The 25744-nt window shown below is 61.2% G+C and carries 22 protein-coding genes; 6 read left to right on the top strand and 16 right to left on the bottom strand.

Translation table 11 applies throughout. From position 1 onward, the window contains the following. Positions 1 to 7: 7 nt before the first annotated feature. Complete coding sequence (locus tag Q7C30_RS01575; protein ID WP_029612585.1) at positions 8 to 592, bottom strand: LysE family translocator; 585 nt, start codon at positions 590 to 592, stop codon at positions 8 to 10. A gap of 259 nt (positions 593 to 851) precedes the next feature. Between Q7C30_RS01575 and Q7C30_RS01570 the strand changes: the two genes are divergently transcribed. After that, positions 852 to 2420: a TerC family protein gene (locus Q7C30_RS01570; RefSeq protein WP_039577642.1), complete on the top strand. Its 1569-nt coding sequence runs from the start codon at positions 852 to 854 to the stop codon at positions 2418 to 2420. Here Q7C30_RS01570 and rarD read toward each other — a convergent pair. Both rarD and Q7C30_RS01560 read right to left on the bottom strand, forming a co-directional pair. Continuing rightward, positions 2386 to 3270 (bottom strand): EamA family transporter RarD, encoded by an 885-nt coding sequence (rarD, locus tag Q7C30_RS01565; protein ID WP_116888190.1) that lies wholly within the window; start codon positions 3268 to 3270, stop codon positions 2386 to 2388. The two genes, Q7C30_RS01570 and rarD, sit on opposite strands and share 35 nt — an antisense overlap. 34 nt (positions 3271 to 3304) lie before the next feature. Continuing rightward, entirely contained in the window at positions 3305 to 4891 is a 1587-nt protein-coding gene (locus Q7C30_RS01560) for a cyclic diguanylate phosphodiesterase (RefSeq protein WP_317870404.1), read from the bottom strand. A gap of 304 nt (positions 4892 to 5195) precedes the next feature. Between Q7C30_RS01560 and hppD the strand changes: the two genes are divergently transcribed. After that, positions 5196 to 6272, top strand: coding sequence for a 4-hydroxyphenylpyruvate dioxygenase (gene hppD / locus Q7C30_RS01555; protein ID WP_029612588.1), 1077 nt, complete (start codon positions 5196 to 5198; stop codon positions 6270 to 6272). A gap of 14 nt (positions 6273 to 6286) precedes the next feature. On the opposite strand, the gene Q7C30_RS01550 is transcribed toward hppD, so the two are convergent. Continuing rightward, a complete protein-coding gene (locus tag Q7C30_RS01550) occupies positions 6287 to 7063 on the bottom strand; it encodes a CSS-motif domain-containing protein (RefSeq protein WP_317870403.1) in 777 nt (258 codons plus the stop codon). Positions 7064 to 7385: 322 nt separating this feature from the next. Here Q7C30_RS01550 and Q7C30_RS01545 point away from each other — a divergent pair, with 322 nt between their 5' ends. Continuing rightward, entirely contained in the window at positions 7386 to 9452 is a 2067-nt protein-coding gene (locus tag Q7C30_RS01545) for an ATP-binding protein (protein ID WP_317870402.1), read from the top strand. 6 nt (positions 9453 to 9458) lie between these two features. Here Q7C30_RS01545 and Q7C30_RS01540 read toward each other — a convergent pair whose 3' ends face one another. Together Q7C30_RS01540 and Q7C30_RS01535 are read right to left on the bottom strand one after the other, a co-directional pair. Continuing rightward, positions 9459 to 11042, bottom strand: a complete 1584-nt coding sequence (locus Q7C30_RS01540; protein WP_317870401.1) for a response regulator — start codon at positions 11040 to 11042, stop codon at positions 9459 to 9461. 109 nt (positions 11043 to 11151) lie between these two features. Beyond that, positions 11152 to 12210 carry a tetratricopeptide repeat protein gene (locus tag Q7C30_RS01535; RefSeq protein WP_317870400.1) on the bottom strand — a complete coding sequence of 353 codons (1059 nt, stop codon included), beginning with the start codon at positions 12208 to 12210 and terminating at the stop codon, positions 11152 to 11154. 205 nt (positions 12211 to 12415) lie between these two features. Here Q7C30_RS01535 and Q7C30_RS01530 point away from each other — a divergent pair, with 205 nt between their 5' ends. Then, a complete protein-coding gene (locus tag Q7C30_RS01530; protein WP_317870399.1) occupies positions 12416 to 13303 on the top strand; it encodes a pirin family protein in 888 nt (295 codons plus the stop codon). 217 nt (positions 13304 to 13520) lie between these two features. Then, a complete protein-coding gene (locus Q7C30_RS01525; RefSeq protein ID WP_317870445.1) occupies positions 13521 to 13796 on the top strand; it encodes a DUF1652 domain-containing protein in 276 nt (91 codons plus the stop codon). A 76-nt stretch (positions 13797 to 13872) separates the two neighbouring features. Here Q7C30_RS01525 and Q7C30_RS01520 read toward each other — a convergent pair whose 3' ends face one another. From Q7C30_RS01520 to Q7C30_RS01500, 5 genes are all read right to left on the bottom strand, one after another. Beyond that, positions 13873 to 14709, bottom strand: coding sequence for a bifunctional allantoicase/(S)-ureidoglycine aminohydrolase (locus tag Q7C30_RS01520; protein WP_317870398.1), 837 nt, complete (start codon positions 14707 to 14709; stop codon positions 13873 to 13875). Positions 14710 to 14864: 155 nt separating this feature from the next. Further along, entirely contained in the window at positions 14865 to 15518 is a 654-nt protein-coding gene (locus Q7C30_RS01515) for a sel1 repeat family protein (protein WP_317870397.1), read from the bottom strand. A gap of 204 nt (positions 15519 to 15722) precedes the next feature. Next, entirely contained in the window at positions 15723 to 16760 is a 1038-nt protein-coding gene (locus tag Q7C30_RS01510) for a hypothetical protein (protein WP_317870444.1), read from the bottom strand. Between the two features lie 70 nt (positions 16761 to 16830). Then, the gene (locus tag Q7C30_RS01505; protein ID WP_317870395.1) at positions 16831 to 17472 is read right to left on the bottom strand and encodes a LysE family transporter; all 642 of its coding nucleotides are present in this window, start codon (positions 17470 to 17472) and stop codon (positions 16831 to 16833) included. Between the two features lie 2 nt (positions 17473 to 17474). Further along, positions 17475 to 18251: a YqcI/YcgG family protein gene (locus Q7C30_RS01500; RefSeq protein WP_317870393.1), complete on the bottom strand. Its 777-nt coding sequence runs from the start codon at positions 18249 to 18251 to the stop codon at positions 17475 to 17477. Between the two features lie 162 nt (positions 18252 to 18413). Between Q7C30_RS01500 and Q7C30_RS01495 the strand changes: the two genes are divergently transcribed. Beyond that, positions 18414 to 19334: a LysR substrate-binding domain-containing protein gene (locus tag Q7C30_RS01495; protein ID WP_317870392.1), complete on the top strand. Its 921-nt coding sequence runs from the start codon at positions 18414 to 18416 to the stop codon at positions 19332 to 19334. Between the two features lie 26 nt (positions 19335 to 19360). Here Q7C30_RS01495 and Q7C30_RS01490 read toward each other — a convergent pair whose 3' ends face one another. From Q7C30_RS01490 to mrdA, 5 genes are all read right to left on the bottom strand, one after another. After that, on the bottom strand, positions 19361 to 19825 hold the full coding sequence (locus Q7C30_RS01490; RefSeq protein ID WP_317870391.1) for a nuclear transport factor 2 family protein: 465 nt from the start codon (positions 19823 to 19825) through the stop codon (positions 19361 to 19363). A gap of 142 nt (positions 19826 to 19967) precedes the next feature. Then, positions 19968 to 21149, bottom strand: a complete 1182-nt coding sequence (locus tag Q7C30_RS01485) for an MFS transporter (protein WP_317870390.1) — start codon at positions 21147 to 21149, stop codon at positions 19968 to 19970. A gap of 76 nt (positions 21150 to 21225) precedes the next feature. After that, complete coding sequence (gene dkgB / locus Q7C30_RS01480) at positions 21226 to 22029, bottom strand: 2,5-didehydrogluconate reductase DkgB (RefSeq protein ID WP_116888201.1); 804 nt, start codon at positions 22027 to 22029, stop codon at positions 21226 to 21228. A gap of 171 nt (positions 22030 to 22200) precedes the next feature. Then, the gene (gene pvdM / locus Q7C30_RS01475; protein ID WP_317870389.1) at positions 22201 to 23553 is read right to left on the bottom strand and encodes a pyoverdine-tailoring dipeptidase-like protein PvdM; all 1353 of its coding nucleotides are present in this window, start codon (positions 23551 to 23553) and stop codon (positions 22201 to 22203) included. Between the two features lie 129 nt (positions 23554 to 23682). Beyond that, positions 23683 to 25578, bottom strand: coding sequence for a penicillin-binding protein 2 (gene mrdA, locus Q7C30_RS01470; RefSeq protein WP_295487070.1), 1896 nt, complete (start codon positions 25576 to 25578; stop codon positions 23683 to 23685). Positions 25579 to 25744: the final 166 nt, after the last annotated feature.

Genomic DNA, 25744 nt, shown 5'->3' with positions numbered 1-25744 from the left:
CAGCCCTTCAGGCCAGCATCAGATACGCCGCGCTGACCACCAGCAAGCCCGCCAGTAGCCGATTGAACAGGCGCATGTTCCGGGCATTGCCCAAGTAATGGCTGATCATGCTGCCCGCCCAGGCCCAGCTGGCGACCGACACAAAGCAAATGGGCGCGTACAACCAGGTGAACAGCCACAGCAACTGGTGATCGCCGCCAGTATAGGCGCCGATTCCGGCCACCGAGGCCAGCCATGCCTTGGGGTTGAGCCACTGCATCACCGCGCCGTGCCAAGCCGAAGGCGCCTGGCTCTGGTGCCCGGTGTGCAACTCGCCCCTGTCGCTGGCCAGCTTCCAGGCCATGTACAGCAAGAACAGCACACCGCCCCAGTGCAGCAGACGATTGAGCAGTGGCCAACGCAGCAGCAGTTCGTGCAGGCCCAGGCCGATCAGCACAAGCAACAGGCAAAAGCCCAGGCTGGCACCGGCGGCGTGTCCCAGGCTGGCCCGCAGACCGTGTCGCGCGCCGCTGCCCAGCGCGACGATGTTGACAGGGCCTGGGGAAATCGAAGCGGCCAAGGCGAAAGCGGCCATGGACAGTGACAGGCTCATGGAAGGCGTCCTCGTTGTTCTATGAAGCGGCCATGCTCTTGCAGGGGGCACTGCGGCGTATTGAACGAAAGTGCTCAGCGACCGGTTACAGTTTTTGTAATAGTTTCCCGCTGTCAGAAAAACCTGCTTCGATTGTAGGATCGACATCCCAAATTACACTTAAGGCCCTTATGAGCACCTTCGCGGAGCCCCCCAGTCCCTGGCCGTCCCGGCCGCCCTTCATGCGTCGTCCTGACGCGTTCCCCGAGAGTACCTGCTGATGGAATGGCTAGCTGACCCCACGGCCTGGCTGGGCCTGCTGACACTCATCGTGCTGGAACTGGTGCTGGGTATCGATAACCTGGTGTTCATTGCCATCTTGGCCGACAAACTGCCCCCGCATCAGCGTGACCGCGCCCGGGTGATTGGTTTGACGCTGGCATTGGTGATGCGCCTTGGCCTGCTGGCCTCGATCTCGTGGATGGTGACGCTCACTGCGCCGCTGTTCGAGGTATGGGGCAAGAGCTTCTCAGGTCGAGATCTGATCATGCTGTTTGGCGGCGTATTCCTGCTGTTCAAAGCCACCATGGAGCTGCACGAGCGCCTTGAAGGGCATGTCGCCCAAAGCAGTGCTGGCGCTCGTCACGCGGCCTTCTGGCCGATCGTCGCGCAGATCGTGGTGCTGGACGCGGTGTTCTCGCTGGATGCGGTGATCACCGCCGTGGGCATGGTCGAGCATCTGTCGGTGATGATGATCGCAGTGATCTTCTCCATCGGCATCATGATCGTGGCCAGCAAGCCGCTGACCCGTTTCGTCAACGCCCACCCGACGGTCATCATGCTGTGCCTGGGCTTCTTGATGATGATCGGCTTCAGCTTGACCGCCGAAGGCCTGGGCTTCCACATTCCCAAGGGCTATCTGTATGCGGCGATCGGTTTCTCGATCCTGATCGAGGCGTTCAACCAACTGGCCCGGGCTCGTCGCAAGCGCAGCCTGCAACAGCACCGCCCGCTGCGCGAGCGCACCGCCCACGCGGTGCTGCGCCTGCTGGGCGGGCGTCGTGTCGAGGCTGACGAACTGGGCGAGGAGATCGCCGATCTGGTCGAAGGCGGTGAAGAACAGGTGCTGTTCGACCGCCGCGAGCGCGTGATGATCAGCGGTGTGCTGAACCTCGCCGAGCGGCCGATCCGGACCGTGATGACCGTGCGCACCGAAGTCGATGCGCTGGACCTGGCGCAGTCGGCCGAGATGATCACGCAGACGCTGATCAACTCGCCTTACTCACGGCTGCCGCTGATTCGTGACGGTCGCATCGACGAGCCTCTGGGCTTCATTCACAAGAAGGAGTTGCTCAAGGAATTGCTGACCGGTAGCACCCCGGACCTTGAGCGTATGGTGCGCCAGCCGCTGAACCTGCTGGAGAGCTTCAGCATTCTCAATGCGCTGGAGCAGATGCGAGGACAGTCGACGCACATCGCGTTCGTGATCAACGAATTCGGTGATTTCACCGGCGTGCTGACCATGACCGACATTCTTGAGTCGATCGCCGGTGAGCTTCCCGATGCCAGTGAGGTGGCGGGGCCGGAGATCGTCCAGGAGGTCGATGGGTTCGTCGTCAACGGGGCGCTGAACCTGACCCAGGTGCAGGCGCGAACCGGCTTCGCCGCCCGCGCCACCGAGGATTACCAGACCCTCGCCGGACTGGTGATGAGCCTGCTCGACCGCCTGCCGATGGTCGGCGATCAGCTCGACTGCAATGGCTGGCGCATGACGGTGATGGCGGTGCAGGAGCGCCGGGTGCGCCAGGTGCGCCTTACACCGCCCGCCGACGCTGACGCAGGTGCTTGATGCCCTCGAGCACCAGGACCAGTACGGCGGCCCAGATCGGCAGATAGGTCAGCCACTGATCCGAGGTGATGGTTTCGCCCAGCAGCAGTGCCACGCCAACCAGCAGCACCGGTTCGACGTAGCTGAGCAAACCGAACAGGCCAAAGGGCAGTAAGCGGCTGGCCAGCACGTAGACGATCAGCGCCGAGGCGCTGATCGCACCGAGCAGGGGAATCAGCCCATACAATCCAGGATGGGCGGCCAGGTCGGCCGTTGTCAGGGGGCCCTCGATCACGAAGTACAGGGCCCAGGGCAGCAGCAGGCACATGTCGCACCACAAACCGCCCAGGTGGTCGGTGCGGCAGCGTCGGCGCAGGACGAAGTAAATCGGGTAGCCCACCACCACCACCAAGGTTTCCCAGGCGAAGCTGCCATGCTGGTACAACTCGTGGCCAACGCCTAGGGCAGCGCAGCCCACGGCCAGTTTTTGCAGGCGTGAGAGACGTTCGCCATAGACCACTCTGCCCGTGAGCACCATTGCCAGGGGCAGCAGGAAATAGCCCATCGATACTTCCAGACTGCGCCCATGCAGCGGTGCCCACAGGAATAGCCACAACTGGATGCCCAGCAGCGATGAAGTGCCGATCATGCCGAGCAGCAGGGCGGGTGTCTGGCGAATCCGTGTCAACAGTTCGCCGACATGGCGCCAGTCCTTGCTCAGCAGCATGAACAGGGTCAGGCACGGCAGGGTCAGCAACGTTCGCCAGCCAAAAATTTCCTCGCCGTCGAGCGGAGCAAGCAGGGAGGTGTAGAAATACATCACGGCGAACAGACAGGACGCCATGACGGACGAGATGATGCCTTTTGACACGAAAGCCTCGATAGCTGGAGAGTGAACGGACCGATCAACCGGGCATGATGGCAGCGGGGGTGTCCGGGGGCAACCGGCCGCTTGAGGAACGTGCGGCGAGTGCCTGGATAAAGGCCTCCAGTGGCATGGGCCTGGCATGCAGGTAACCTTGCTGCAGATCGACCTGATGTCGCGCCAGGTAATCCCGCTGCGCCTCGGTTTCCACCCCTTCAGCGACCACCGCCAGATCCAGCTTGCGCGATAGCTCGATGATGGTGTCGAGGATGTGCTGCGAGAGCGCGTCGCCGCCGATCATGGCGACGAAGCTCTGATCAATTTTCAGATAATCGATGTGGAACTGACGCAGGTAGCTCAGGCTGGATTGCCCGGTACCGAAGTCGTCCAAGGCGATCTTTACGCCCATTTCATGCAGTTTTTCGAACAGCTCCAGGGTGGTGGGCGTGACTTCGAGCAGCTTGCGCTCGGTCAGTTCCAGCGTCAGCAGCACCCGTCCTGGGGGAAAGAAGCCGAGGAAGGCGCGACACTCGTCGAGCAGGGTGAAGTCCTGGCAATGATCGGCGGTGATGTTGATGCCGATGTGAAAGCCTTCATCCATGAAGGCGGCATAGGGGGCCAGACCTTGGGCGGTGCGCAGCATCAACGCGCGCGTCATGGGTACGATCTGCCCGCTGTGCTCGGCATAAGGGATGAACAGGTCAGGGGGCACCAGCCCCTCGCGCGGGTGCTGCCAGCGCATCAGCACCTCAGCCCCGGCCCAGCGATAGTCGCTTGTGCGCACCACGGGCTGGAAATACGGGGTGAACTCGTCGGCCTGCAGCGCCCTGTCCAATTCGCTGCGTGACGAGGACGCCCGGCGCAGTTGCCAATGGCAGGTCATGCCGATAAATGCGCCGATGACACACAGCAGGGCGAGCAGCGCTGGATAGTGGCTGTAGAGCGTGCGCAGCGATTGATGTGCGCGATAGCCGCCATGTACACCGAACGGATAGCGGGAGGAATACAGCGATATTGGCGTGCTGCCTGTCAAAGGCGGCTTTGAAATGTGCACCCGACCGTCGGCACCCATCCAGTGCGTGCCGACCTGAATCTGCAGGGCTTCGTCATTGGCAATCAACTGCAAGGCGGTAACGAGGTGATCCCCATCCACCGTGAGCAGAACGCCACGCCCAGCCTGGTGGATTCGATAGACCAGTAGCGCATGGTCGGGCGTGACCGTGTTTCCATCCATCAACCACAGTTGACCTTCAGTGTAGCGCTGGGCTTCGACCGGCTCATGAATAGCGCCAAACAGGGACGAGCAATAAAGTATGTCGTTGGCGAACAGGTTGGTCGAGCGGATGAACGCGTTGCGCGTCACCTGCTCGCGCAGTGCGAGCGTCACCTCTGCGCAAGGGCGGCCTGCCAGCGGCGCCAGGCTCTTCGCTGCCGCCAACACGCTGTCGAGAACGCGTTCGACGTGATTGACCACCTGTCGTGCCGTGGCCACGCTGCGCTCGTGCAGGTTACGCTCGACTTGCCACTCTAGCAGGACTAATCCGCACAGCAGCGGCAGCGCGCCAACCGTCCAAGGGAGCAGAGCCCGCCAGGTTCGATGACGTTGACGTTCAAGCGTGAGAGGCATGTGAGTCTTGAGGTGAGTGGCTGCCGACAGCACAAGAATAGTCGGTGATGCGCCCGCACACTGAACGAGTGCGCGACAAAGGAAATTACGCCCTGTAGAATCAAGTTACGAATACAAGAATAAGGTTTCCCGTTTTGGGGAACCGACTCAGCCGAGAACATTGCTATGGCGTATCACGGATTCAAGCTTCTCATCGGTGATTTTCTCGCCCGCAGCGTCAGGGGAATTCCCTGCTCGCCGCCTGTCCTGTCTGACATCCCACGCATTCGAGCATATTCATTCTGTTACAGCTGAGGATAACGACATGGCAGATCTTTTCGAAAACCCGATGGGCCTGATGGGCTTCGAGTTCATCGAGTTCGCTTCCCCCACCCCTGGCGTTCTTGAGCCCGTGTTCCAAGCATTGGGCTTCACCAAGGTGGCTACCCACCGTTCCAAAGAGGTGCACCTGTACCGCCAGGGCGGCATCAATCTGATTCTCAACAATGAGCCCAAGAGCATCGCGGCGTACTTCGCTGCCGAGCATGGCCCGTCGGTATGCGGCATGGCGTTTCGCGTGCGCAACGCGCACGACGCTTACGCTAGAGCGTTGGAGCTCGGCGCGCAGCCGGTTGAGATCGAAACCGGTCCCATGGAATTGCGCCTACCGGCGATCAAGGGTATCGGTGGTGCACCGCTGTACTTGATCGACCGCTTCGAAGAGGGCAGCTCGATCTACGATATCGACTTCAACTTCATCGAGGGTGTCGATCGTAATCCGGTTGGGGCGGGACTGCAGGTGATCGATCACTTGACTCACAATGTCTATCGCGGGCGCATGGCCTATTGGGCCGGTTTTTACGAAAAGCTGTTCAATTTCCGGGAAATTCGCTACTTCGACATCAAGGGCGAGTACACCGGCCTCACTTCCAAGGCCATGACCGCACCTGATGGCATGATTCGCATTCCGCTCAACGAGGAGTCCTCCAAGGGCTCCGGACAGATCGAGGAGTTCCTTATGCAGTTCAACGGAGAGGGCATTCAGCATGTTGCCTTCCTCACCGACGATCTGCTCAAAACATGGGATGCCCTGAAAGGTATTGGCATGCGCTTCATGACGCCGCCTCCCCAGACTTACTACGAAATGCTCGAGGAGCGTCTTCCAGGGCATGGCGAACCGGTCGATCAACTCAAAGCTCGAGGTATTCTCCTCGACGGCGCATCGGTGTCGGGGGACAAGCGCCTGTTGCTCCAGATTTTCTCCGAAACCCTGATGGGGCCCGTGTTCTTCGAGTTCATCCAGCGCAAGGGAGATGATGGTTTCGGAGAAGGAAACTTCAAAGCGCTCTTTGAATCCATCGAGCGTGATCAGGTTCGTCGAGGCGTGCTGAGCGCCGAGTGATCACACGTGTCGGGTCAAGCCGCCGGTCGCCGACTGGCGGTTTTACCGTCGATGCTGACCCTTCGATTACGCAGGCTCCAGATCACGACGGCAGAAGTGAGTGCACTGATCAGCACCAGTGAGGGGAGCACGCTGTTTCTTGCCTGGCGTGCTTCCGCGGCAGTGAAGCCCTGCGGATAGCCGACTTTTATTCGGTATCCGTACTTCTTGGAAACACCGCCTTCCAAGAACTCCGACATTGAGGGTCGTGTTTGGTCACGGCTGTCGCCCTCTGTCCAAATGTACTGATCGCCGACTTCAACGATCAGACGCAGGCCATTTTTGAAAGCGCGTAGTTCGTTGCGTATTTCCAGTCCATAGGTTGTGGCGACGACTGAGCGGTCGCCGTTGACCAAGCGATAGGCGACCAGTGCGCCATCGGGTATCGCGGTCGAATCGAAGATCAACCGGAGGGTCTGGTCCGGGGCAAAGTCGGGTAGTTCCATGGTCTCCATGCTGCGACATATTCGCCCCGCGCCCTGATTGACGATCAGCGATTGCAGTCTAGGGTTGCCTGCGACCTGGGCGGCGAGTCTGTTCTGAATGTCCTGGCAGGGTCTTGTCCCTGACGGCAGGGCGAGTACTGCTGCGGCGCGCAGACCATCGAACAGACGGTCGAACGTGAACAATGCTTCGTCTACGGCGATCTTTGCGCTTTGCTCCAAGCGTTTATTCAATTGATAGTTCATGACGAGCAGCCCAGAGATCAGTGGCGCAGCACCGATCAGCAGTGCGATCGCCAGAGCGACCATGCGACGGCTTTGATGCTTTGGATGCCTTGATATGCTCATTGATTTCCTAATCCGATAGTGGAGGACTCCAAGAGCCTAAGGCTGTGTCTGGGGCCACGCTGTAGGTCATATCTGTAGCGTATGAAGCAAGGCATGCTCAATGCGTGGGATTGATTACGCCTACCGCCCCGAGCCAACGGTGGACGCGCGCCTGCCAGGCGGCGCTGGCGATCCATGTGCTAGGCTCAAAACCACCTCAATACTGCCCAGGAGTTGCCATGGACCCGGAAACTCTGCTCCGCTACCCCATCTTCGTCGTCATGCTAGAACGGGAGTCTGTTCCGTGAACGCTGGCAAAGCGGCTCGTATGGGTGCTACACAGGTGATTCACCTAGCGGCAGCTTCCTGTTCTGCACAAATGGCGGGCGAACACATCACGCGTTTCGACTGGGGGCCGACACCGCTCGGTGCCTTGACGCAATGGCCGCCGTCACTGCGAGTGGCGGTGGATATCATGCTTTTGTCGCCATTTCCGTGTGCATTGGTATGGGGTCGAGCGCTCACCCTGATACCTAACCGCAGCTACATGGCGCTTCTGCCCGGTGTCAAGCAATCACTCGGCATGCGCTTTGATCTCTTGTGGCACGAGGAGTGGCCGCGTATCGGCCCCTGGGTCTTCCAGGCACTGGAGGGGCGTGCGAATTTCATTGATGCACCCATTCAGTTGAACAGCCATGAACATGATGGCCCTGCCTGGTTCGCCTTTGGCTACGCTCCACTGCGTGACGAGCAAGGTGCAGTGGCCGGGCTCCTGCACACGGCGATCGACAACACCGCCAGCATGGAGCAGGTCAGGCAGTGGCGCGAGCAGGCGCAGGGTTTCGAGCATCAGGTGGGGCAATATCTGCCCAGCAGCGATCATCTTTGGCGAATGGCGCGCGATGCGATGGTCGTCGTCAGCCGTGAGCTTACGCTTCTGGCTGCGAATGAAGCCTGGCAACGGGTACTGGGATGGGACGTGCAGGGCATGGATACCGTTGCCCTGGTGGACCTGGTTCATCCCGGTGATCGCGCGGAGGTCAGGTTGGCCATCACCGACTTGTTACAGGGAAAGGCGGTCCATGAAGTCGAGTCCCGGCTCAAGCACAGAGATGGGCATTATTGCTGGATGTGCTGGAGCGCCCGCTCACAAGGCGACGTTTTGGTGGCAGTTGGGCGTGATATCACCCAGGAGCGCTCCAGTATCGTACGCGAGGCCGAAGGCCTGCTCCGTGACAATCAGCGCATGGAAATCGTGGGCCAACTGGCAGGTGGAATGGCCCACGAAATGAACAATCTGCTGGCCGGCGTCGGAGGGAGCTTGGAGTTGCTCCAGCGACGGATGGGCCAAGGTCGAATGGAGCGCATCGACGAGTACGTCCACGTCGCGCGCGACTCAGTGCAGCGTGCCATGGCCCTTACGCACCGGCTGCTGGCCTTTGCCCGAAGCCAGCCGTTGCAGCCGCGCCCGGTGAACGTCAATACCCTGCTGCTGGAATTGAAACCGCTCGTGCATCAGGCGCTAGGCCCGGATTTCGAAGTTCACTGGCAATTGGATGTTGCGCCGTGGCCAATACGGGTGGACTGCGCCCAGTTGGAGATCGCCATGCTGCATTTGTGCAGCAACGCGCGGGATGCGGCGGCTGAGCAGGGCGTGCTGACCGTTCGCACGTCGAACGAGCGCTTGCCGGCTCGGACGCTGCATGGAGAAAGCATACCGGCCGGAGACTATGTCGCCATTCTTGTCGAAGACGGGGGTACCGGCATGCCGGCAGAGATCCTCAGCCGCGCGTTCGAGCCGTTTTTCACCACCAAACCGAAAGGTCGGGGCTCTGGGCTGGGGCTTGCGATGGTTTACGGGTTCGTCCACCAGTCAGGCGGTCATGTGTGGATCGAGTCCAGTCCCAGTGACGGTACCGTAGTGACTTTGCTATTTGCCCGGTATCCGGGTGATTTGCCGGCCAGCGACTCCGATATACGCGCTTGTGAACGCAAGCTTGGGCACGGGGAACGGATACTGTTGGTCGACGATCAGCTCAATCTCAGGGCATTGATGCGAGAGGTGCTGGTAGATAACGGTTTCGAGGTGCACGAGGCGGGTGACGCGGCGCAGGCATTGGCGTGCTATGAGCAGGACGGCCCCTACGACTTGGTCATTACCGATATCGGTCTGCCGGGAGGCATGAGTGGGCGGCAGGTTGGCAAGGCGATCCGCCAGACCAGGGCAACGCAAAAAATGCTGTTCATTACCGGCTACACCGAGCAACCGCTGGAGCGCAGTTTGCTTGGAAAACCGGGTACTGCATTGATGCTCAAGCCGTTTTCGCTGGAAAACCTGGTCGGCAAGGTCTACCAGATGCTGGATGAATAGCCTGTATCAGTGGTCAGCGAGCATCTTGAGGATCTGATCACGAAGCTGCTGCAGTTCGAACGGTTTGCACATCAGATGCATTCCCGGATCGAGAAAATCATCTCGGGAAATAGCGGTCTCTGCATAGCCGGTGATCAGCAAGATCGGCAGGCCTGGACGTAGCGTCCGCGCGATTTCTGCCAATTGGCGGCCGCTCATCCCCGGCAGCCCAACATCGCTGAGCAGCAGGGACACCTGCGTGTCGGAGCCAAGCATCTGCAGCGCTTGTGTGGCGTCGTGGGCAGTCAGGCAAGAAAGCCCGTCTTCGGTCAAGGACTGATAGAGCAGTGCGCGGACATCGCGGTCATCTTCGACGATCAGTATGGGGCCCTCGGTGCTGCCAGGGCGACGGCGCAATGTGGCGGGAGCGGGGGCTGCCAGGCTCCGAGGCAGGTACAGATCGATTTGAGCGCCATGGCCTACTCGGCTGCGCAGGGTGACATATCCATGGGATTGCCGGCTGAACCCATACACCATCGACAAGCCCAGACCTATTCCTTGGCCAACAGGTTTAGTACTGAAAAACGGTTCGAACGCATGATCGAGGGTGATCTGTGACATGCCTTGGCCGGTGTCGATGACGCTCAAGCGGACGTAATCGCCGGTATTCAGACCGCTTTGCGGAAAACACAGCGCATCGATATGCTCGTTGCACGCCTGGACAGTAAGCTTGCCACCATTGGGCATGGCCTCACAGGCGTTGCATAACAGGCTGTCCAACGATTCCTGCAACTGTTGAGCGTCTGCTTGCAGGGCCCATAAATCCTCCGGCACGTTCAGCACAAGCTGAACGCACTCGGGCACGATTGCACGCAGTCGCTGAGGATCAAGCAGCGTCTTAAGCTCGAGTGTTTGTTTCTGCAACGATTGGCGAGAGGAAAATGCCAACAACTTGTGTGTCAGCTTGGCTCCGCGCGCCACTGAGTCACGACCCATACGCACAATCTTGTCCAGGTCTTCGAGGCGGCCCTTTTGTAATCGTCGCTCGATGAGTTCGAAACTCCCCCCGATGCTGGTCAGCAAGTTATTGAAATCATGGGCGAAACCACCAGCGAGCTGACCAATGGCATCCATTTTGCGCCTATGCTCGAGAGTGTTGTCGTCACGCGCCGCATAGGTTTCAAGCCGATCGGTGAGTTCGCGCAATGCCTCACGGGCAAGATATTGACGCTTTCGGGTGCGCATTGCCTGTTCAGCCAAGCTCAGTAACTGTGCCTCATCGAAGGGATGGTACAAGCAAGACAGATTGCCAAGGCTCTGTGCTAGCGCCGAGCCGCTGCCTGTCTTCATCATCATCAAGATTGGCAAATCAGACCAGTTTGGCTGGGCGTCGACAAACTGCTGCAGTGGGGATCTTTGATCAGTGGACAGCACCTGCTCATCGACCAAGACCAGCGCTGCGCCCTCACTGAGCCACACCCCAAGACGTTGGTTGTCAGTGGTGCACAGGCACGTGATGCCCCCGCCCGAAAGCATCTTCGAGGCCTTAGCGGCAACGTGCTGTGGCGCCAGAATGAGCGCCCTTTCGTCGTAGGGCAGTAAACCTGACAAGACCAATCTCCCGAGCGAGGGGCGGCCTGATGCAATAGGGCATTCAGCGAGCCGATACTCACTGGACCGCCTGTTTTCTGTCAGGGTTCAAAGTGCTTGTAAGAAAGGGCTACAAGCTCTGTTGCAGGTAAGGATCGTCGGGATTTTGCCGCTCAAGTTCGGCGAGCAATACCTGAACGTTCTGCAATTGCCCAGTCTCTTTCCAGTAGCGGATCAGTTGCACCCGCGCACGGCGATTGGCGGGTTGGCGATCCAGCAGGTTTTCCAGCTGCTTTTGCGCGGCCTCTACCTGTTCAAGGTCATGCAGGGTAATGGCCAAGGTGTAGCGGTAGTCGGCGTTGTCAGGTTCGAGTTCGACTGCGCGCGATAGGGCAAGCAGGGCATACTCGCGTTGTCCGTGGCGTAACAGCCAGAGACCGAGCTCATACTGCAGAAATGCGGAGTCTGGACGCAGTGCCAACGCCTGTGCGAGTACTTCGCGGGACGCATCGTGCCGGTCCATGGCCTCTAGCAGTCGCACCTGGGTTGCCAATGCGTCCGGATCTTGCGGCGCCAATCTCAGGCTGCGGGCGAGGGCGGCTTCGGCACTTGGGAAGTCTCGCTCGTGCAAGTACAGCCGCGCCAGATGGGTCTGGGCCTGGGCATCGTCTGGCTGTTGCTCGAGGGCTTGCTGGTACTGCTCGAGCGCTGATTGCAAAGGGCGGAAATACAGGCCGATGGCGTCCGGATCCAGGCCCATCAACGCGTCTACGGCGGCGAAGCGCACGCTTTGCTCTTCATCCTCGAGCAACGGCCCCAGCACCAGGCTGCGCTGGGCGGGTGGCAACAGGCGTCGAATGCTGCCAATGGCTGCGCGCCGGACCAAAGGATCACCGTGCTCAAGGTCCTGCTTGGCCAGCTTGAGCGCTTGGGGGGAAGGGTAATTGGGTAACTCGTTGTACAGCGCAGCCCGACGGATCGGGGTGAGATCGTCCCGCTGGAGTTGCTGATAGAGCACCCGAGCGGCGCCTGGCAGTCCGGCATGGGCCTGCCGTAACGCTTTGGCGTAGCGTTCGGCAGGTGGGCCGGGAGGCGAGGATGCGGGAGTTCGCCACACGACAAGGATGGCCGCGGCCAGAACCGCCAGCGCGAGCGGCAGCGCGATCAGGTAACGGTGACGGATGGACATCAGCTGTTCCGTGAACTCGGGAGTGCAGAGCTTGGGACAGGTGGAGGTCAATTGCAACGGTGTCGCGGCTCGAGCTCGCGATCGATATGGGAAACACGTTCACGCCCATTGTCCTGCTGATAGGACTATTAAAGCTGCTTTGAGCGGCTAATTACCCATTGCCTGGGTTGGTAGACTGATCCGCAGCCAAATGAGGAGTTTTCCCATGAAACAGGTTCTGAGTGTGCAACGAAGCCCACAGCCGCACTGGGTAGGCAATGGCTTTCCCGTGCGCAGCCTTTTTACCTATGATCGGCAGGCTGCGCATGTCAGCCCATTTCTCCTGCTCGATTACGCCGGTCCCCACCTATTTGCCCCCACTGAGGCGCGTCGCGGTGTCGGGCAGCACCCGCACCGCGGCTTTGAGACCGTCACCATCGTCTATCAGGGCGAGGTCGAGCACCGCGACTCCACGGGCGCTGGCGGGCTGATCGGCCCGGGCGACGTGCAGTGGATGACCGCGGCGGATGGAATCATTCATGAAGAGTTTCATTCACCGGCGTTCGCTCGGCAGGGCGGCACGCTGGAAATGGTTCAGTTGTGGGTCAATCTGCCCGCCCGCGACAAGCAGGCAGCGCCGGGCTATCAGACATTGCTCGACCAAGATATCCCCCGCGTGTCACTGGCGCACGGCGCCGGCAGCCTGCGCGTGATTGCTGGCGAATATGAAGGATACAGCGGCCCGGCGCGGACATTCACCGCCATGGATGTATGGGATATCCGTCTTGATGCAGGCGCTTCCCTGCAGTTGCCGATCAGCACCGGACGCAACGCTGCACTGGTCGTGTTACACGGTGCGCTAAGCGTCAACGATTCACAGCCAGCCGCCGACGGCGAGCTTGTGCTGCTCACACGTGAGGGCGAAAACGTTCGTGTGGCGGCGCAGCAGGATGTTTCGCTATTGCTGCTCAGTGGTGAACCCATTGACGAACCCATCGTTGGCTATGGGCCGTTCGTGATGAATACGCAAGCGCAGATCGCCGAAGCATTCGACGATTTTCACGCTGGGCGCTTCGGCAAGATACCCGCGTCGACATCGGCGCCGGAACGGTGAACTGAGTCCTGTTCGGCCGTCCGTCACCTGGCCAGGAAGAGTGCTCGAACTAACAGGGTCGCGTGATGCTCATCCGTTAAGGCGTAGCGTGTGATTCGCGCGGCTCAATTAGCCGCCCTGATAATCACGTGTTAGCTCACAGGCAATATCCATTGGCAAAGGACAGGTGGATGGCGTAATCCCTCATCTGGCCATCCACAGTTGTGAGGGTCTGACAATGTCTCTGAGTGGCGTTTCGATGCTGGAAATGCGTCAACTGATCGAGCAAGCCTGCCTGCCAGACCGGTGCGAGGTCAGTAGTCGCGATGGCGTGAGCTTGACCATCCGGCTTGGCACGGGCTCAAGCCTTGCCGACTGCGTGACACTGACCGACGTGCGACTGGACAGCCTGAACAGTTCTCGCGATCTGATTGGCCTGCTTGGAAAGCTCAAGGAAGGGCAGCGTCTGGGGCGCCTAGCGCCGCAAAAGGCGTCGCCTCGTTTACGGGCCTGACTCTGGGCGGATGCGTGTGGGGTTGGTGCACACTCAACCCCACTCAAGATGATCGGCCGCAAATGGGATCAGTGCGTCAACGCTGCGGGTTCAGCGTCAGGTGCACATGACGGTTCACGTCCTTGTACAACAGGTAGCTGAACGGACCTGGACCGCCGGAGTAGCAGGCCTGTGGGCAGAAAGCGCGTAGCCACATGAAGTCGCCGGCTTCGACCTCTACCCAGTCTTGGTTCAGGCGATACACCGCTTTACCTTCCAGCACATACAAACCGTGCTCCATCACGTGGGTTTCGGCGAACGGAATCACGCCGCCGGGTTGGAACGTGACGATGTTGACGTGCATGTCATGACGCATGTCAGCCATGTCGACGAAGCGCGTAGTCACCCAGCGGCCTTCGGTTCCTGGCATTTCGATGACGGTCGCGTTGTCACGGTGGGTGACGAAGGATTCAGGCGCGGCTAGGCCCTCAACCTTTTGATAGTGCTTGCGCAGCCAATGGAAGGTGACGTTGGCCTTGCTGTTGTTACGGAGGCTCCAGTCAGCACCGGGGGCGAGAAACGCGTAGCCACCGGGCACCAAGGTATGGTGTTTGCCTTCGACGGTGATGTCGATTTCGCCTTCAACGACAAACACCACCGCTTCGGCATTGGGGTCCAGCTCGGGCCGCTCGCTGCCGCCTTCAGGGGCGACTTCGACAATGTACTGTGAAAAGGTTTCGGCAAAACCGGTCAGCGGTCGGGCAATGACCCACATGCGCATCTTGTCCCAGAACGGCAGATGGCTGGTGACGATGTCACGCATCACACCCTTTGGGATGACGGCATAGGCTTCGGTGAACATGGCACGGTCAGTCAGCAACTCGGTCTGAGCCGGGTGCCCTCCGTGAGGGGCGAAGTAGGAGTGATTCGACATGGACGGTCTCGATTTGTTGTTCTGCCCCGTGCCGTAAGCCGCACCGTCCGGTGCGCCGCAGGGGATGCGAGGCCAGCATAGGGCGCGTCCGAGGCTATCCACAAATTAAATGTTGGAATAATCGGCATTCATCTTTCAAATGCAATTTCCGCTTCTCAGCGATTGCTGGTCAGACGCTGTTGAGCGGCCACGCATCCGTTGATCTCCACGGCTTTCTGCAGCATGGCCTGACTGCGTTGTGGGTCGAGCTCGCCAAGCAACCGGTAGACTTCTGCCTGGTAGTCACGTTGACGTCCCCACTGCAGCTCCAGTCCCTGCGGGCGGTTGCGGTTGCATGCCAGGCGCGGGGCGGGTTGAGGATAGTAGGGGGCATAAAGGGTGGCCATGCCTGCAATGGCCTCCAGAGCGTCTTGGTAGGCAGGGCTGGTACTGAACGCAGGGCACCAGTTGGCGATGGCCGTGGCCGGTGGAGCGAAGCCCTGCCGAAGGCTGGATTCGAGCAAAGGGCAAGCCGCCTCGGCGATTTTTCCGGCTGGCAGGTAGGTCATGTAATACAACGCCAAGCGGTACTGGGCAACCGGATGACCCAGTTCGACTGACTTCTCCAGCAGTGCGACCGCGCTCGGCAGCGTGCGCGCCATGGCCTGGCCCTGCCGGCTGAGCTCTGGGTCGCGCAGGTCGGCAGGGCGCAGCGGACTGGCGCTGTCATTTTCTGCGTCGGCCTGCTCCAGCAATGGCAAGGCCTGGCGGTAGAGAAGATCGGCGTGAGGGTCGATGCGCACTTCAAGCGCCAAGGCCGCAACCGGCATCAGCGTTGCGAGCAGTCCTGAGAAAAAGACAGCTCGACTCACAAATACGCCTCGCGAGTAAGCGCGGGGCACTGGAGCAGGACCAGCGCGGAATTCAGTGCTTGGGAGTTCATGGCGAGTACGCGTTTGCCTCGAGCGACCGGGAGCGGTGACGGGCTATTCTAGCCATCACCGGGTGCTTGTCGAAAGGGCCGCGAACAGTAATCAGACGAGCTTGAAGGGCGAAGCCTTGCGGCTGGCGTATTTTTCCTGCGCCAAGCCGAGCTTGGCGGTGATGACTTTGGCGAGTGCATTGTTGCCGAGGTCGTTGAGATGCAGACGGTCGAGGAACAGATCCTGGCCGAATACGGGTGAGCTGCTGAGCATGCCATTCATGTCATAGCAAGGCACTGGCTCCGCTTGGCTTTTTATCCGCCGGAAAAAGATCGAATGCAGATGATCGTCGTACACGCCGTCCAGCAACCGATCGTAATGGTCCGACCGTTGGAGCAGCAGGTTCAGCATTGCCTGTTCTCCAGGCGGTAGTTTTTCTCTACACCATGGAAGCAACGGCTGCAGGATGAAGGTCAGCGAGGTATGGCTGTCAGCGAGCAAGCGATCCCATTGCAGCAACGTGCGGCCAATGCGATCGGCGGCGCGGATCAAGCGCTTTTCAGGTGACGATAATACCGGTGGCGGTAGGGGCTGCTGACGGCGCCGGAAAAGGCGCTGCAGCCAATGCGGCCACGGCGAGCGGTGTGTTGTCGCCTGCTGTGGGTGCTTATTTGAGGTTCGGTGTTCGGGCGCATCGACACGCAGGTTCGCTTGCTGATCGTCAGCAAGCATTTCGCACATGCCCTCGTGCGCCAGGGTATTGAGTCCGCTCAGGATCACCACATGACCGATTCGCCTCAGTCGATGTTGGTGGCTCAGGAACAGCAGTAACTCCTGGGTGGCGTCTAACCCGCAGCCTGCCAGGCTCAGCCACACCTCGCCGGTCAGCAGGGCCAGGCAGGAAGCCACCGTCTGCTGGTCAGAACTCGCGCCGATTCCCAATGCGGTCGAGCCACCCACCAGCAGGTTGACGCGTGCCGAGCCGCCACGCTCGGCCAGGGAATAGCGCTTGCCGCCGAGGTGACTGTAGCGCAGGCCCAGCGCATCGGTATTGATGATGTCCGAGCGATAGCCTCGCTCATGAACGTAGAGCGTGAGGGGGGCACGGCGTCCGCCCAGCAGCAGAAAGCGCTGATAGTCTTCGTGCATCGCCTGGGCGCAGTTCATCTCCAGCGTGTGGTCGATCGGTGCCATAGGCGCTCCTATGGGCCGGGCCTGTTCAGCCGGCCAGCTCCCTGAGGTTGTACAGCAGGCCGCCTGCAGCAATCAGCAGCAGCGCGATGCCTGAGGCCAGGCTGATCATCCGGCTGCTGCGCTGCGAGGCGATCTTGCCGATTGCGAAGATGTACAGGCTCAGCACGGCAAAATCGATGGCAATCCACAGCAGCGACAGCACCACCATGCTTTTTCCGAACGACTCGGTGATCTGGATGAACTGCGGAAAGAAGGCAATGAAGAAGATGATGTCCTTCGGGTTGGAGATGCCGACCATGAACCCCTGCAATAGCCCGCCGCGGCCTCCACTCGTCGCCAGCGCGCTCTGTTCGGCAGCAGCAGCGGAGCTCGCTGGGCGCTTGAGGGCCTCGCGCAAGGTGCCCGAGGCGATGTAGCCGATGAACAGGCAGCCCAGCAGGCTCATGCCGCTGAGCCAGGCCGTGTCGATGGCCGCGCTGGTCATGATGATCCAAGCGGCGGCGCCAATCAGTACCAGCGATGCCCAATTGGTGCCTACCGCCGTGAACAGTGCCTTGCGTGCGCCTGCCGCGGCAGCGGTGTTGACGACCAACGCCACTACTGGGCCAGGGGTGGCGATCAGCAGCAAGACGGTCAAGGCATAGGTGGCGGTCAGTGCGGTATTCACGTTCAGTTCTCGATCTTATGTTCGATAGGGGTGCCAGGATTGAAAGGGCAGCGCGCGGGGTTGAGTGAGCCGGTTTCCTGGAGTTGGTACTGCGTCCATTCGTAGTTGTCGGGCTCGCCGAAGAACCCCAGGCTCTGGGGCACTCGCCCATCGTTGTAGCGCGCGACCCGTTCGCGGATTCGAGCGCGAATCCGTTGCCCGCTCTGGGTCGTGGCGCTGGCCACCTCGTCGAAACTCTCACGCGGATTGATCACGAAAACGATGCTATGGCCCAAATTGCGGCTTTTCATCTGCCGGTGAGCCGGAAAGCTCATGTTGATGAACAGCGGCATGCTGGCGAAGCAGAACGACCATTGCGTGTCGTGAGGATCACGTGGCACGTCTTGGGGCCAGGGGTGAGGGTCGCGAGCGTGTACTTGCTGCAGAATCTTCCACGCAAGCGCCTGCTGTTCTGCCAGCGTGCCGTGTTCGCGGGTTTCGAGAAACACCAGCAGTGGACAGCCGATCCGCTGCTTGAGTGGGATCGGCGCAATGGTCTGTACGTAGTCGGCCAGCCCGCGAGCGATATCGTTGGCCGGATCCTCGGCGCGGGCGAACAGGATATGGCAGGTGCCGGCGGCCACCGCCTTGCGCCCGAACAGGCAGGGAAAGCCTGGGTTGGCAAGAATGGCTTTGAAGTGTTGCAACGTGGTGTACGTCCAATGCTGTTTGCTCTGGACATGTTCGTCGGCCAGCTCTAGCGCATCCAGGCGATAGCAGTTTCCATAACCCGTAAACATGTTTTCCCCAGAAGAATGCTATGAAGTGGTTTTTCTGCCTTATCGCGGCGTATTGGCTGAATGTAATTGTTATTTACCTGCATTTTCTGGAAGCAGGACTCGGTTGTAAAACGCCTGGAACTATGAGTAACTATTAGTTTCACTCATGGTTTGGCGGCGAAGATGTCAGAACGGATTCAGGCTTTGCACGCCTTGCGTGCCTTCGAGGTGGCCTCGCGCTACGGATCCTTCACCCGTGCAGCGCAAGAGCTGGCATTGACTCAGGGTGCCGTCAGCCACCACATCAAGACCTTGGAAGCCTTGTTCGGCTGCGACCTGTTCGAGCGCCGAGGCCCCAAGCTGCGCCTCACCGAGCACGGACGTCTGCTGGCCCAAGAGCTCAAGGTCGGGTTCAAGATCATCGAGAACGCCTGTGCGTTGTTGCGTCAGGACCGCTACGGCCTGCGCTTGAAGGCTGCATCGACCCTCACCGTGCGCTGGTTGCTCAGGGCGGTGGACAGCTTCAAGAGGGCCGACGACAGTTGCAGCGTGCAACTCTCCAGCGTGTGGATGGATATCGACACGGTGGATTTCTATTCCGAGCCCTATGACTGCGCCATCCTGCTGGGCAATGGCCGCTTTGCAGCCGACGTCGAAAGCGTGAAGCTGTTCGACGAATGGCTGATCCCCGTGTGTCATCCGGATTATCTGAGCGACCCGGCACCGCCCTTGTCGGTGCTGCGCGAATGTGAGTTCCTGCACCCGTCGTCCGACCGCCGCGATTGGCGCCGTTGGCTGGCGCGGGTGGATGCCCCGGACATCAGCATCGACCAAGGCCAGGTGTTCGATACCTTGGACCAGGGCATCTCCGCTGCCCAGCAAGGGTTGGGGATTTCGGTGGTCGATCTGGTACTGGCCAGCGCCGACCTTGATGCCGGGCGCCTGATCACCCCGTTCAGGCAGGCGGTGTCGACGGGTGACGGCTATTACATGACTTGGCTCAAGGCCAGCCCCAAAGCCAAGCAGATGGCCAAGTTGCGCGATTTTCTCATCGGTCAGGTGCCGCCTCTGGCGTTGAAGGACATCACCTACCTGTATGGCTGATCCGTCCCTGGATCGTGGCACTGACCTCAGAAGCCGAAATGGCTCAGGCCTGGGTGATCGTCGGGTCGGCGCCCCAGTGACCAGCGGAATTGGCGGTCTTCTTCGTTGATTGGCATCTCGTTGATGCTGGCGTGGCGATGCTGCATCAGGCCATCGGGTGCGAATTCCCAATTTTCATTCCCGTAGGCCCGATACCACTGACCGCTGTCGTCGCGGTATTCGTAGACATAGCGCACCGCGATGCGGTTGTCGGTGAAGGCCCAGAGCTCCTTGATCAGCCGGTAGTCATGCTCGCGGTTCCACTTGCGGGTGAGAAATGCCTGAGCCTCGTCGCGATTGCTGACGAAATCGACCCGATTGCGCCAGCGGGTGTCGAGCGTGTAAGCCAGAGCGACCTTTGCCGGATCGCGGCTGTTCCAGCCGTCTTCAGCCAGGCGGACTTTTTCGATGGCGGTTTCACGGCTGAACGGTGGCAGGGGTGGACGGGACATGGCGAAACTCCTCTGAGTGCAGATCGAGTAGGCGACCTGATGGAGTGAAGCCTAAGCTTTCACGGCTAGCACGAGAATCCGCCCGCGTGTCAGTTCATCATTTCGCCGGGCGGAACAATCGCCGATTGTTACCTGTGGTGCGTCAGAGCGCTTCGCCCATTCCCCGTCGCGCTACGTGAGTGCGTCCACCCAGCCACACCAGCAAGAGCGCGCTGACGGCGAGCAATCCACCGGCCATCGGCACGGCTGTGTAGCCAAGGTCCAGACTGATCACCGCGCCGCCCAAGGCCGCGCCGAGTGCGTTACCCAGATTGAACGCGCCGACGTTGATCGACGACGCCAGCCCCGGTGCCTCGGCGGCGGCGGTCATGACCCGCATCTGCAGCGGCGGGACGACGGCGAAGGTGAAGACGCCCCACACCAGCAGCGCCAGCGCCGCACCGACGTGAGTGCCAAGCACCAACGGCATCGACAGCATGATCACCGCCAGAATGGCCAGCACGATGCGCGCGGCACCGTCCAGCGACCAGTCGGCCAGGCGCCCGCCAAGGCTGTTGCCCAGGGTGAAGCCCACGCCGATCAGCACCAGCCCGAGGGTCACGAACGCCGCCGAGGCGCCGGTGAGCGCCGTGAGCACTGGCGCGACATAGGTGTACAGCGTGAACATCGCGCCGGCGCCGAGTACGGTGGTGGCCATGGCCAGCAGCACATTGGCGCGGCCGATCACCGCCAGCTCCTTGCGCACAGGCGGCACGCTGCCGCGTTCACCCTTGGGCAGGGCGTACCACAAGGCGGCGATGGCGATGAGGCCCAGCACCGCGGTGCCGGCGAAAGCCATGCGCCAGCCAATCTGCTGGCCGATCCAGGTGGCAGCCGGCACCCCACCGATATTGGCGATGGTCAGGCCCATGAACATGCTGGCGATGGCGCTGGCCTGCCGTTCCTTGGGCACTACGCTGGCGGCGACCACCGCGCCGAGGCCGAAGAATGCCCCGTGGTTGAGGCTGGTGATCAGGCGGGAGATCAGCAGGGTGTAGTAATCCGGCGACAATGCCGACAGCAGGTTGCCGACGGTGAAGATGCTCATCAGCAGCATCAGCGCCGCGCGCTTGCCGAAGCGGCTGAACAGCAGGGTCATGATCGGCGCGCCGACCATCACACCGATCGCATAGGCGGTGACCAGCATGCCGGCGCTGGGAATGCTGGCGTTGACGCCTCCGGCGATGACCGGCAGCAGGCCCATTGGGGCGAATTCGGTGGTGCCGATGCCGAAGGCGCCGATAGCCAAGGCAAACAAGACACGTTTGGGATGCAGCACGCTCATCGAAAACTCCAGGTGATGGCGGTGGGACGACATAAGGAGGAGGGCGCCGGTCACGCCGGCGCCGGGTGGTACAGGATCAATCCCAGGCAGGCGCCAGCCCCGCCGGGCTGACCTCACGGCCGTTGCGCTCCAGACCGGCGATGCGCGCCATGTCCTGTTCGTCCAGGCGCAGGTCGCGGGCGAGCAGGTTGCTGGCCAGGTTCTCACGTTTGGTGGAGGAGGGAATGACCGCATAGCCTAGCTGCAAGGCCCAGGCTAGAGCAACTTGAGCGACGCTGGCCTGGTGCTTGCTGGCGATCTCGGCCAGCACCGGATCCTTGAGCACCTTGCCATAGGCCAGGGTCATGTACGAGGTCACGGCGATGCCCTGCTCGCCGAGGAAATCGGCCAATCGACGGTTTTGCAGATAGGGGCTCAGTTCGATTTGGTTAGTGGCGATTTCGCCTTTGCCGACCACCTCGATGGCCTGACGCGTCAGTTCGATGTTGAAATTGGAAATACCGATCTGCCGGGTCAATCCTGCCCGCTTGGCCTCGGCCAGTGCGGTCATGAATTCCCGCAGTTCCACACCGTTGCCCGGTGCCGGCCAATGGATCAGGGTCAGGTCGACCTGGTCGGTGCGCAGTTTGCTCAAGCTTTCGCGCAGGCTGGGGATCAGCTTGTCGGCAGCGTAATTGTGGGTCCAGATCTTGGTGGTCAGGAACAACTGGTCGCGAGCCACGCCACTCTCGGCGAGAGCCTGGCCGACATCGGCTTCGTTCTTGTAGATCTGCGCGGTATCGATGGCGCGGTAGCCCAGTTGCAGGGCCGTCTTGACCGAGTCGATGACGGTTTGACCGGTAAGGCGATAGGTGCCGAGGCCGAAGGCAGGGATAGTCATGCAAGGTGCTCCACGCAAAGGATGATCGAATTCATTCGAGCCGGGAGCAGTGTGAAGGTTGCAGCGCAAATGATTAAGCACGCTGCCGGGCAAGCACTTTTGCGTTCAAGTCATCAATCCGACCGTCTGGCCTACCGGGCGCGAAATACACGCCCGGCACGGTGAATGCGATCAGGGCTGCGCCTCCGCCAGCGGGCGAGCGTCCTTCTGCACCTGCTCCCAGACCCGCAGGAAGTTGCCGGCCCAGAGCTTGGCGATGTCGGTCTCGCTGTAGCCACGGCTGAGCAGTTCGGCCGTGACGTTGCGGATCTCGCTGACGTCTTTCCAGCCTTCCAGGCCGCCGCCATCGTTGAAGTCCGAACTCAGGCCCACATGATCGATACCGACTTTCTTGACCGTGTAGTCGATGGCGTCGGCGTACTGCTTGAGCGTCGCCTTGGGCTCTTCTTCGAGAATCGCGTAGAGGCTGCTGGCGTATTCGCCGAAGCGTGCTTCGGGCCAGATGGCGATCACTGCATCGCCCGGCATCAACGCGTTGGCCAAGCCTTGCAACGGCTGCAGGTCGAAGCGCGCGCGCAGGGCTTCGAGCTTCTCCAATACCGGCTTGCTCAGCGGTTTGAGGTACTGCCCGAAGCCGACTACCTGGATCACGCCGCCGCTGTCCTTGATCAGCTGCATTTCCTTGTCGGACAGGTTGCGCGGAATGTCCACCAGGGCCCGGGGCGCGGAGTGCGAGGCAACGATGGGCGCACGGCTCAGGCGCGCGACCTGCTCCAAAGCCAGGGTGGACATCTGCGACACGTCGATGATCACGCCCAGGTCATTCAGTCGTTTCACCGCCGCTTGGCCCAGCGGCGACAGACCGCCCAGCGCGTCGGCGGTGTCATTGAGAAACGGCAGCGGGCGCGAGGAGTCTGCCCAGTCGTTGTTGCCGGTGTAGCTGAAGCCGAACATGCGCATGCCACGTGCCGTCCACAGGTCCAGTTGCGACAGGTCGTGGCCCAGCGGATAGGCGTTCAGCATGCTGATGAAGATCGCGAACTTGCCCTCGCCATTCAGGCGGCGGAAGTCCTCGGGGGTGTAGGCAATGCCGACCTGGTTGGGGAAATCGCGAACCATGCCACTGATGATCTTCCAGCGCACCTCTTGCTGCTGCCTGGCCTCGTCGACGAAGCCAGGCGTCGGGCGGTGCGGTGCATTGGGGCCGTTCCAGATCTCGGGCCAGCCAAAGAGGGTCAGGGCCGCGCCGGAGAGCCGACCGCGGTTGGCTTTGACCAGGTCGAACTGACCAGGGCCGTCCTTGTCGACCTCCTCGCCCGTGCTGCCCAGGCTCAGAGGAACCGTGATGTGACTGTCGAACGAGAGCATGTGCTCGTGCAGCGCCTCGGCCTGCTCGACGATCTTTTGCGGGTAACCGGCAGTGCGGTGTTGCCAGTAGAAATAGCCGGCAGCGCTGCCCAGGGCGACTATCAGGGCCAAGGGCAGGCCGATGTACAAGGCTTTGCGGGAACGGGTCTTGGTCATTGCCATCTCGGTGCAGGGCTGATCGCAACCGCCCGGCAGGTGCACGACGTGCCGGGACAGGGTTCGGGTATCAGGTGGACGAATGGCGTCGACGCAGATTTACGTGGCAGGCGGTTGTCGGTGCCGGCCTCAGCCGTGCGGGGTTGCGCGCTTGTCGGGGGTGCCGGCGTACTGCGCCTTGAGATGACCCTGATCGTCCAGCAACCAGGCGTCCATGATCTCGCGCACCACGGGGCCGGCAACTCGGCCGCCCGCTTCGCCGTTCTCGATCATCACCGCCACCACGATCGACGGATGATCGGCCGGGGCAAAGCCGACGAACAGGGCGTTGTCACGGTGCCGCTCCAAGGTCTTGTCGCGGTTGTAGCGCTCGCCCTGGCGGATCGCGACCACCTGCGCCGTGCCGCTCTTGCCAGCGATCCGGTACTGCGCGCCTGCTGCGGCGGCGCGGGCGATGCCCCGCGGATCGTGCATGACCATCTGCATGCCCTGACTGACCTGGTCCCAGGCGCGCTTGTCGTGCAGCACGATATCGGGCATCGGGTTGGGGTCTACCGGCTTCTCGCCGCCCACCGTCATCGCCAGGTGCGGGCGATGCCACACACCCTTGCTGGCCAGCAGGCTGGTGGCCTGGGCCAGCTGCAGCGGGGTGACCTGCATGTAGCCTTGGCCGATACCCAGAATCAGCGTCTCGCCCGGGAACCAGGCCTGGCGGCGGGTGGCGCGCTTCCACTGCGCCGACGGCATCAGGCCCGGCGCTTCTTCGAACATGTCCAGCGAGACTTTCTGCCCCAGGCCGAACTCGGCCATATAGTCGTGCAGGCGATCAATGCCCAGCTTGTGCGCCAGGTCATAGAAGTAGGTGTCGTTGGAACGCATGATGGCGGCGTAGAGGTCCACCCAGCCATCGCCACTGCGGTTCCAGTTGCGGTACTTGTGGTCGTAGTTGGGCAGTTCGTAGTAGCCCGGGTCGAATACCCGGCTGCCGGGGGTGATGACGCCGCTGTCCAGTCCGGCGATGGCCACCTCCGGCTTGACCGTCGAGCCGGGCGCATACAGACCACGCAGCACGCGGTTGAACAGCGGCCGGTCGATGGAGTCGCGCAGGGCTGCGTACTGCTTGAAACTGATGCCTTTGACGAAGAGGTTGGGGTCGAAGCTGGGGTTGCTGACCATGGCCAGCACGTCGCCTGTAGCCGGGTCCAGCGCGACCACCGCGCCACGCCGCTCGCCCAGGGCTTTCTCGGCGGCCTGCTGCAGGTGGGCATCGAGGCTGAGCACGATGTCCTTGCCTGGTATCGGGTCATGATGGCGCAGCACGCGCATCACCCGGCCCTGGGCATTGGTCTCGACTTCTTCGTAGCCCACATGGCCGTGCAGCTCGTTCTCGTAGAAGCGCTCCACGCCGGTCTTGCCGATCGACTGGGTACCGCGGTACTCGGTGTTATCGAGGCTCTTGGCTTCTTTTTCGTTGATCCGCCCCACGTAGCCCACCGAATGGGCGAAGTGCTCGGCCAACGGGTATTCGCGGATGAACTGTGGCTCGACTTCCAGCCCTGGCAGGCGGAACTGATTGACCGCGATCTGGGCGATTTGCTCCTCGCTCAGACCGACCATTAGGGTCACCGGCTCGAAGGGCTTGCGCCCCCGCCGCAGGTCCTTGTCGAACTGGGCGCGGTCGTCCTCGGACAGGTTCAGCACCTGGGCCAGGGCATCGAGCACGGCCGGGGTCTGGCCGTTGGTGCGCTCACGGGTCAAGGTCAGGTTGAAGCTGGGTTTGTTGTCGGCCAGCACCACACCGTTGCGGTCGTAGATCAGGCCACGTTCCGGGGGAATCGGCAGCACGTGCACCCGGTTGTTCTCCGAAACGGCCGACTGCTGGTCATGCTGCAGCACCTGCAACACGTACAGTCGACCCACCAGGACCGCGACCAGGCTCAGGGTCAGCGCGGCGCACACCAACAGGCGGCGGTTGACCAGGCCTTTTTCGGTTTCGTGGTCCTTGAGGGGGATCGGTTGTGGCATGGGGTCTCGGGTGGCGTATCGGTGAGGGCAACGGCGCGGGGTTCGCGATGCTACGCAAGGCCGCGGCGCGTCTCAACCCAGGCTTGCCCTGCGATCACCGTGTCGCAGGGCTGTCGAGCCGCTGTTGAAGGGGTTGTCGAGAACATGAAGATTTATTCATTCGGCC

Source organism: Pseudomonas sp. RAC1 (assembly GCF_030658255.1).
GTDB classification, from domain to species: domain Bacteria; phylum Pseudomonadota; class Gammaproteobacteria; order Pseudomonadales; family Pseudomonadaceae; genus Aquipseudomonas; species Aquipseudomonas boreofloridensis.
Note: the sequence above shows the minus strand (reverse complement) of the source record. Positions and strands in the feature narration are given on the sequence as shown.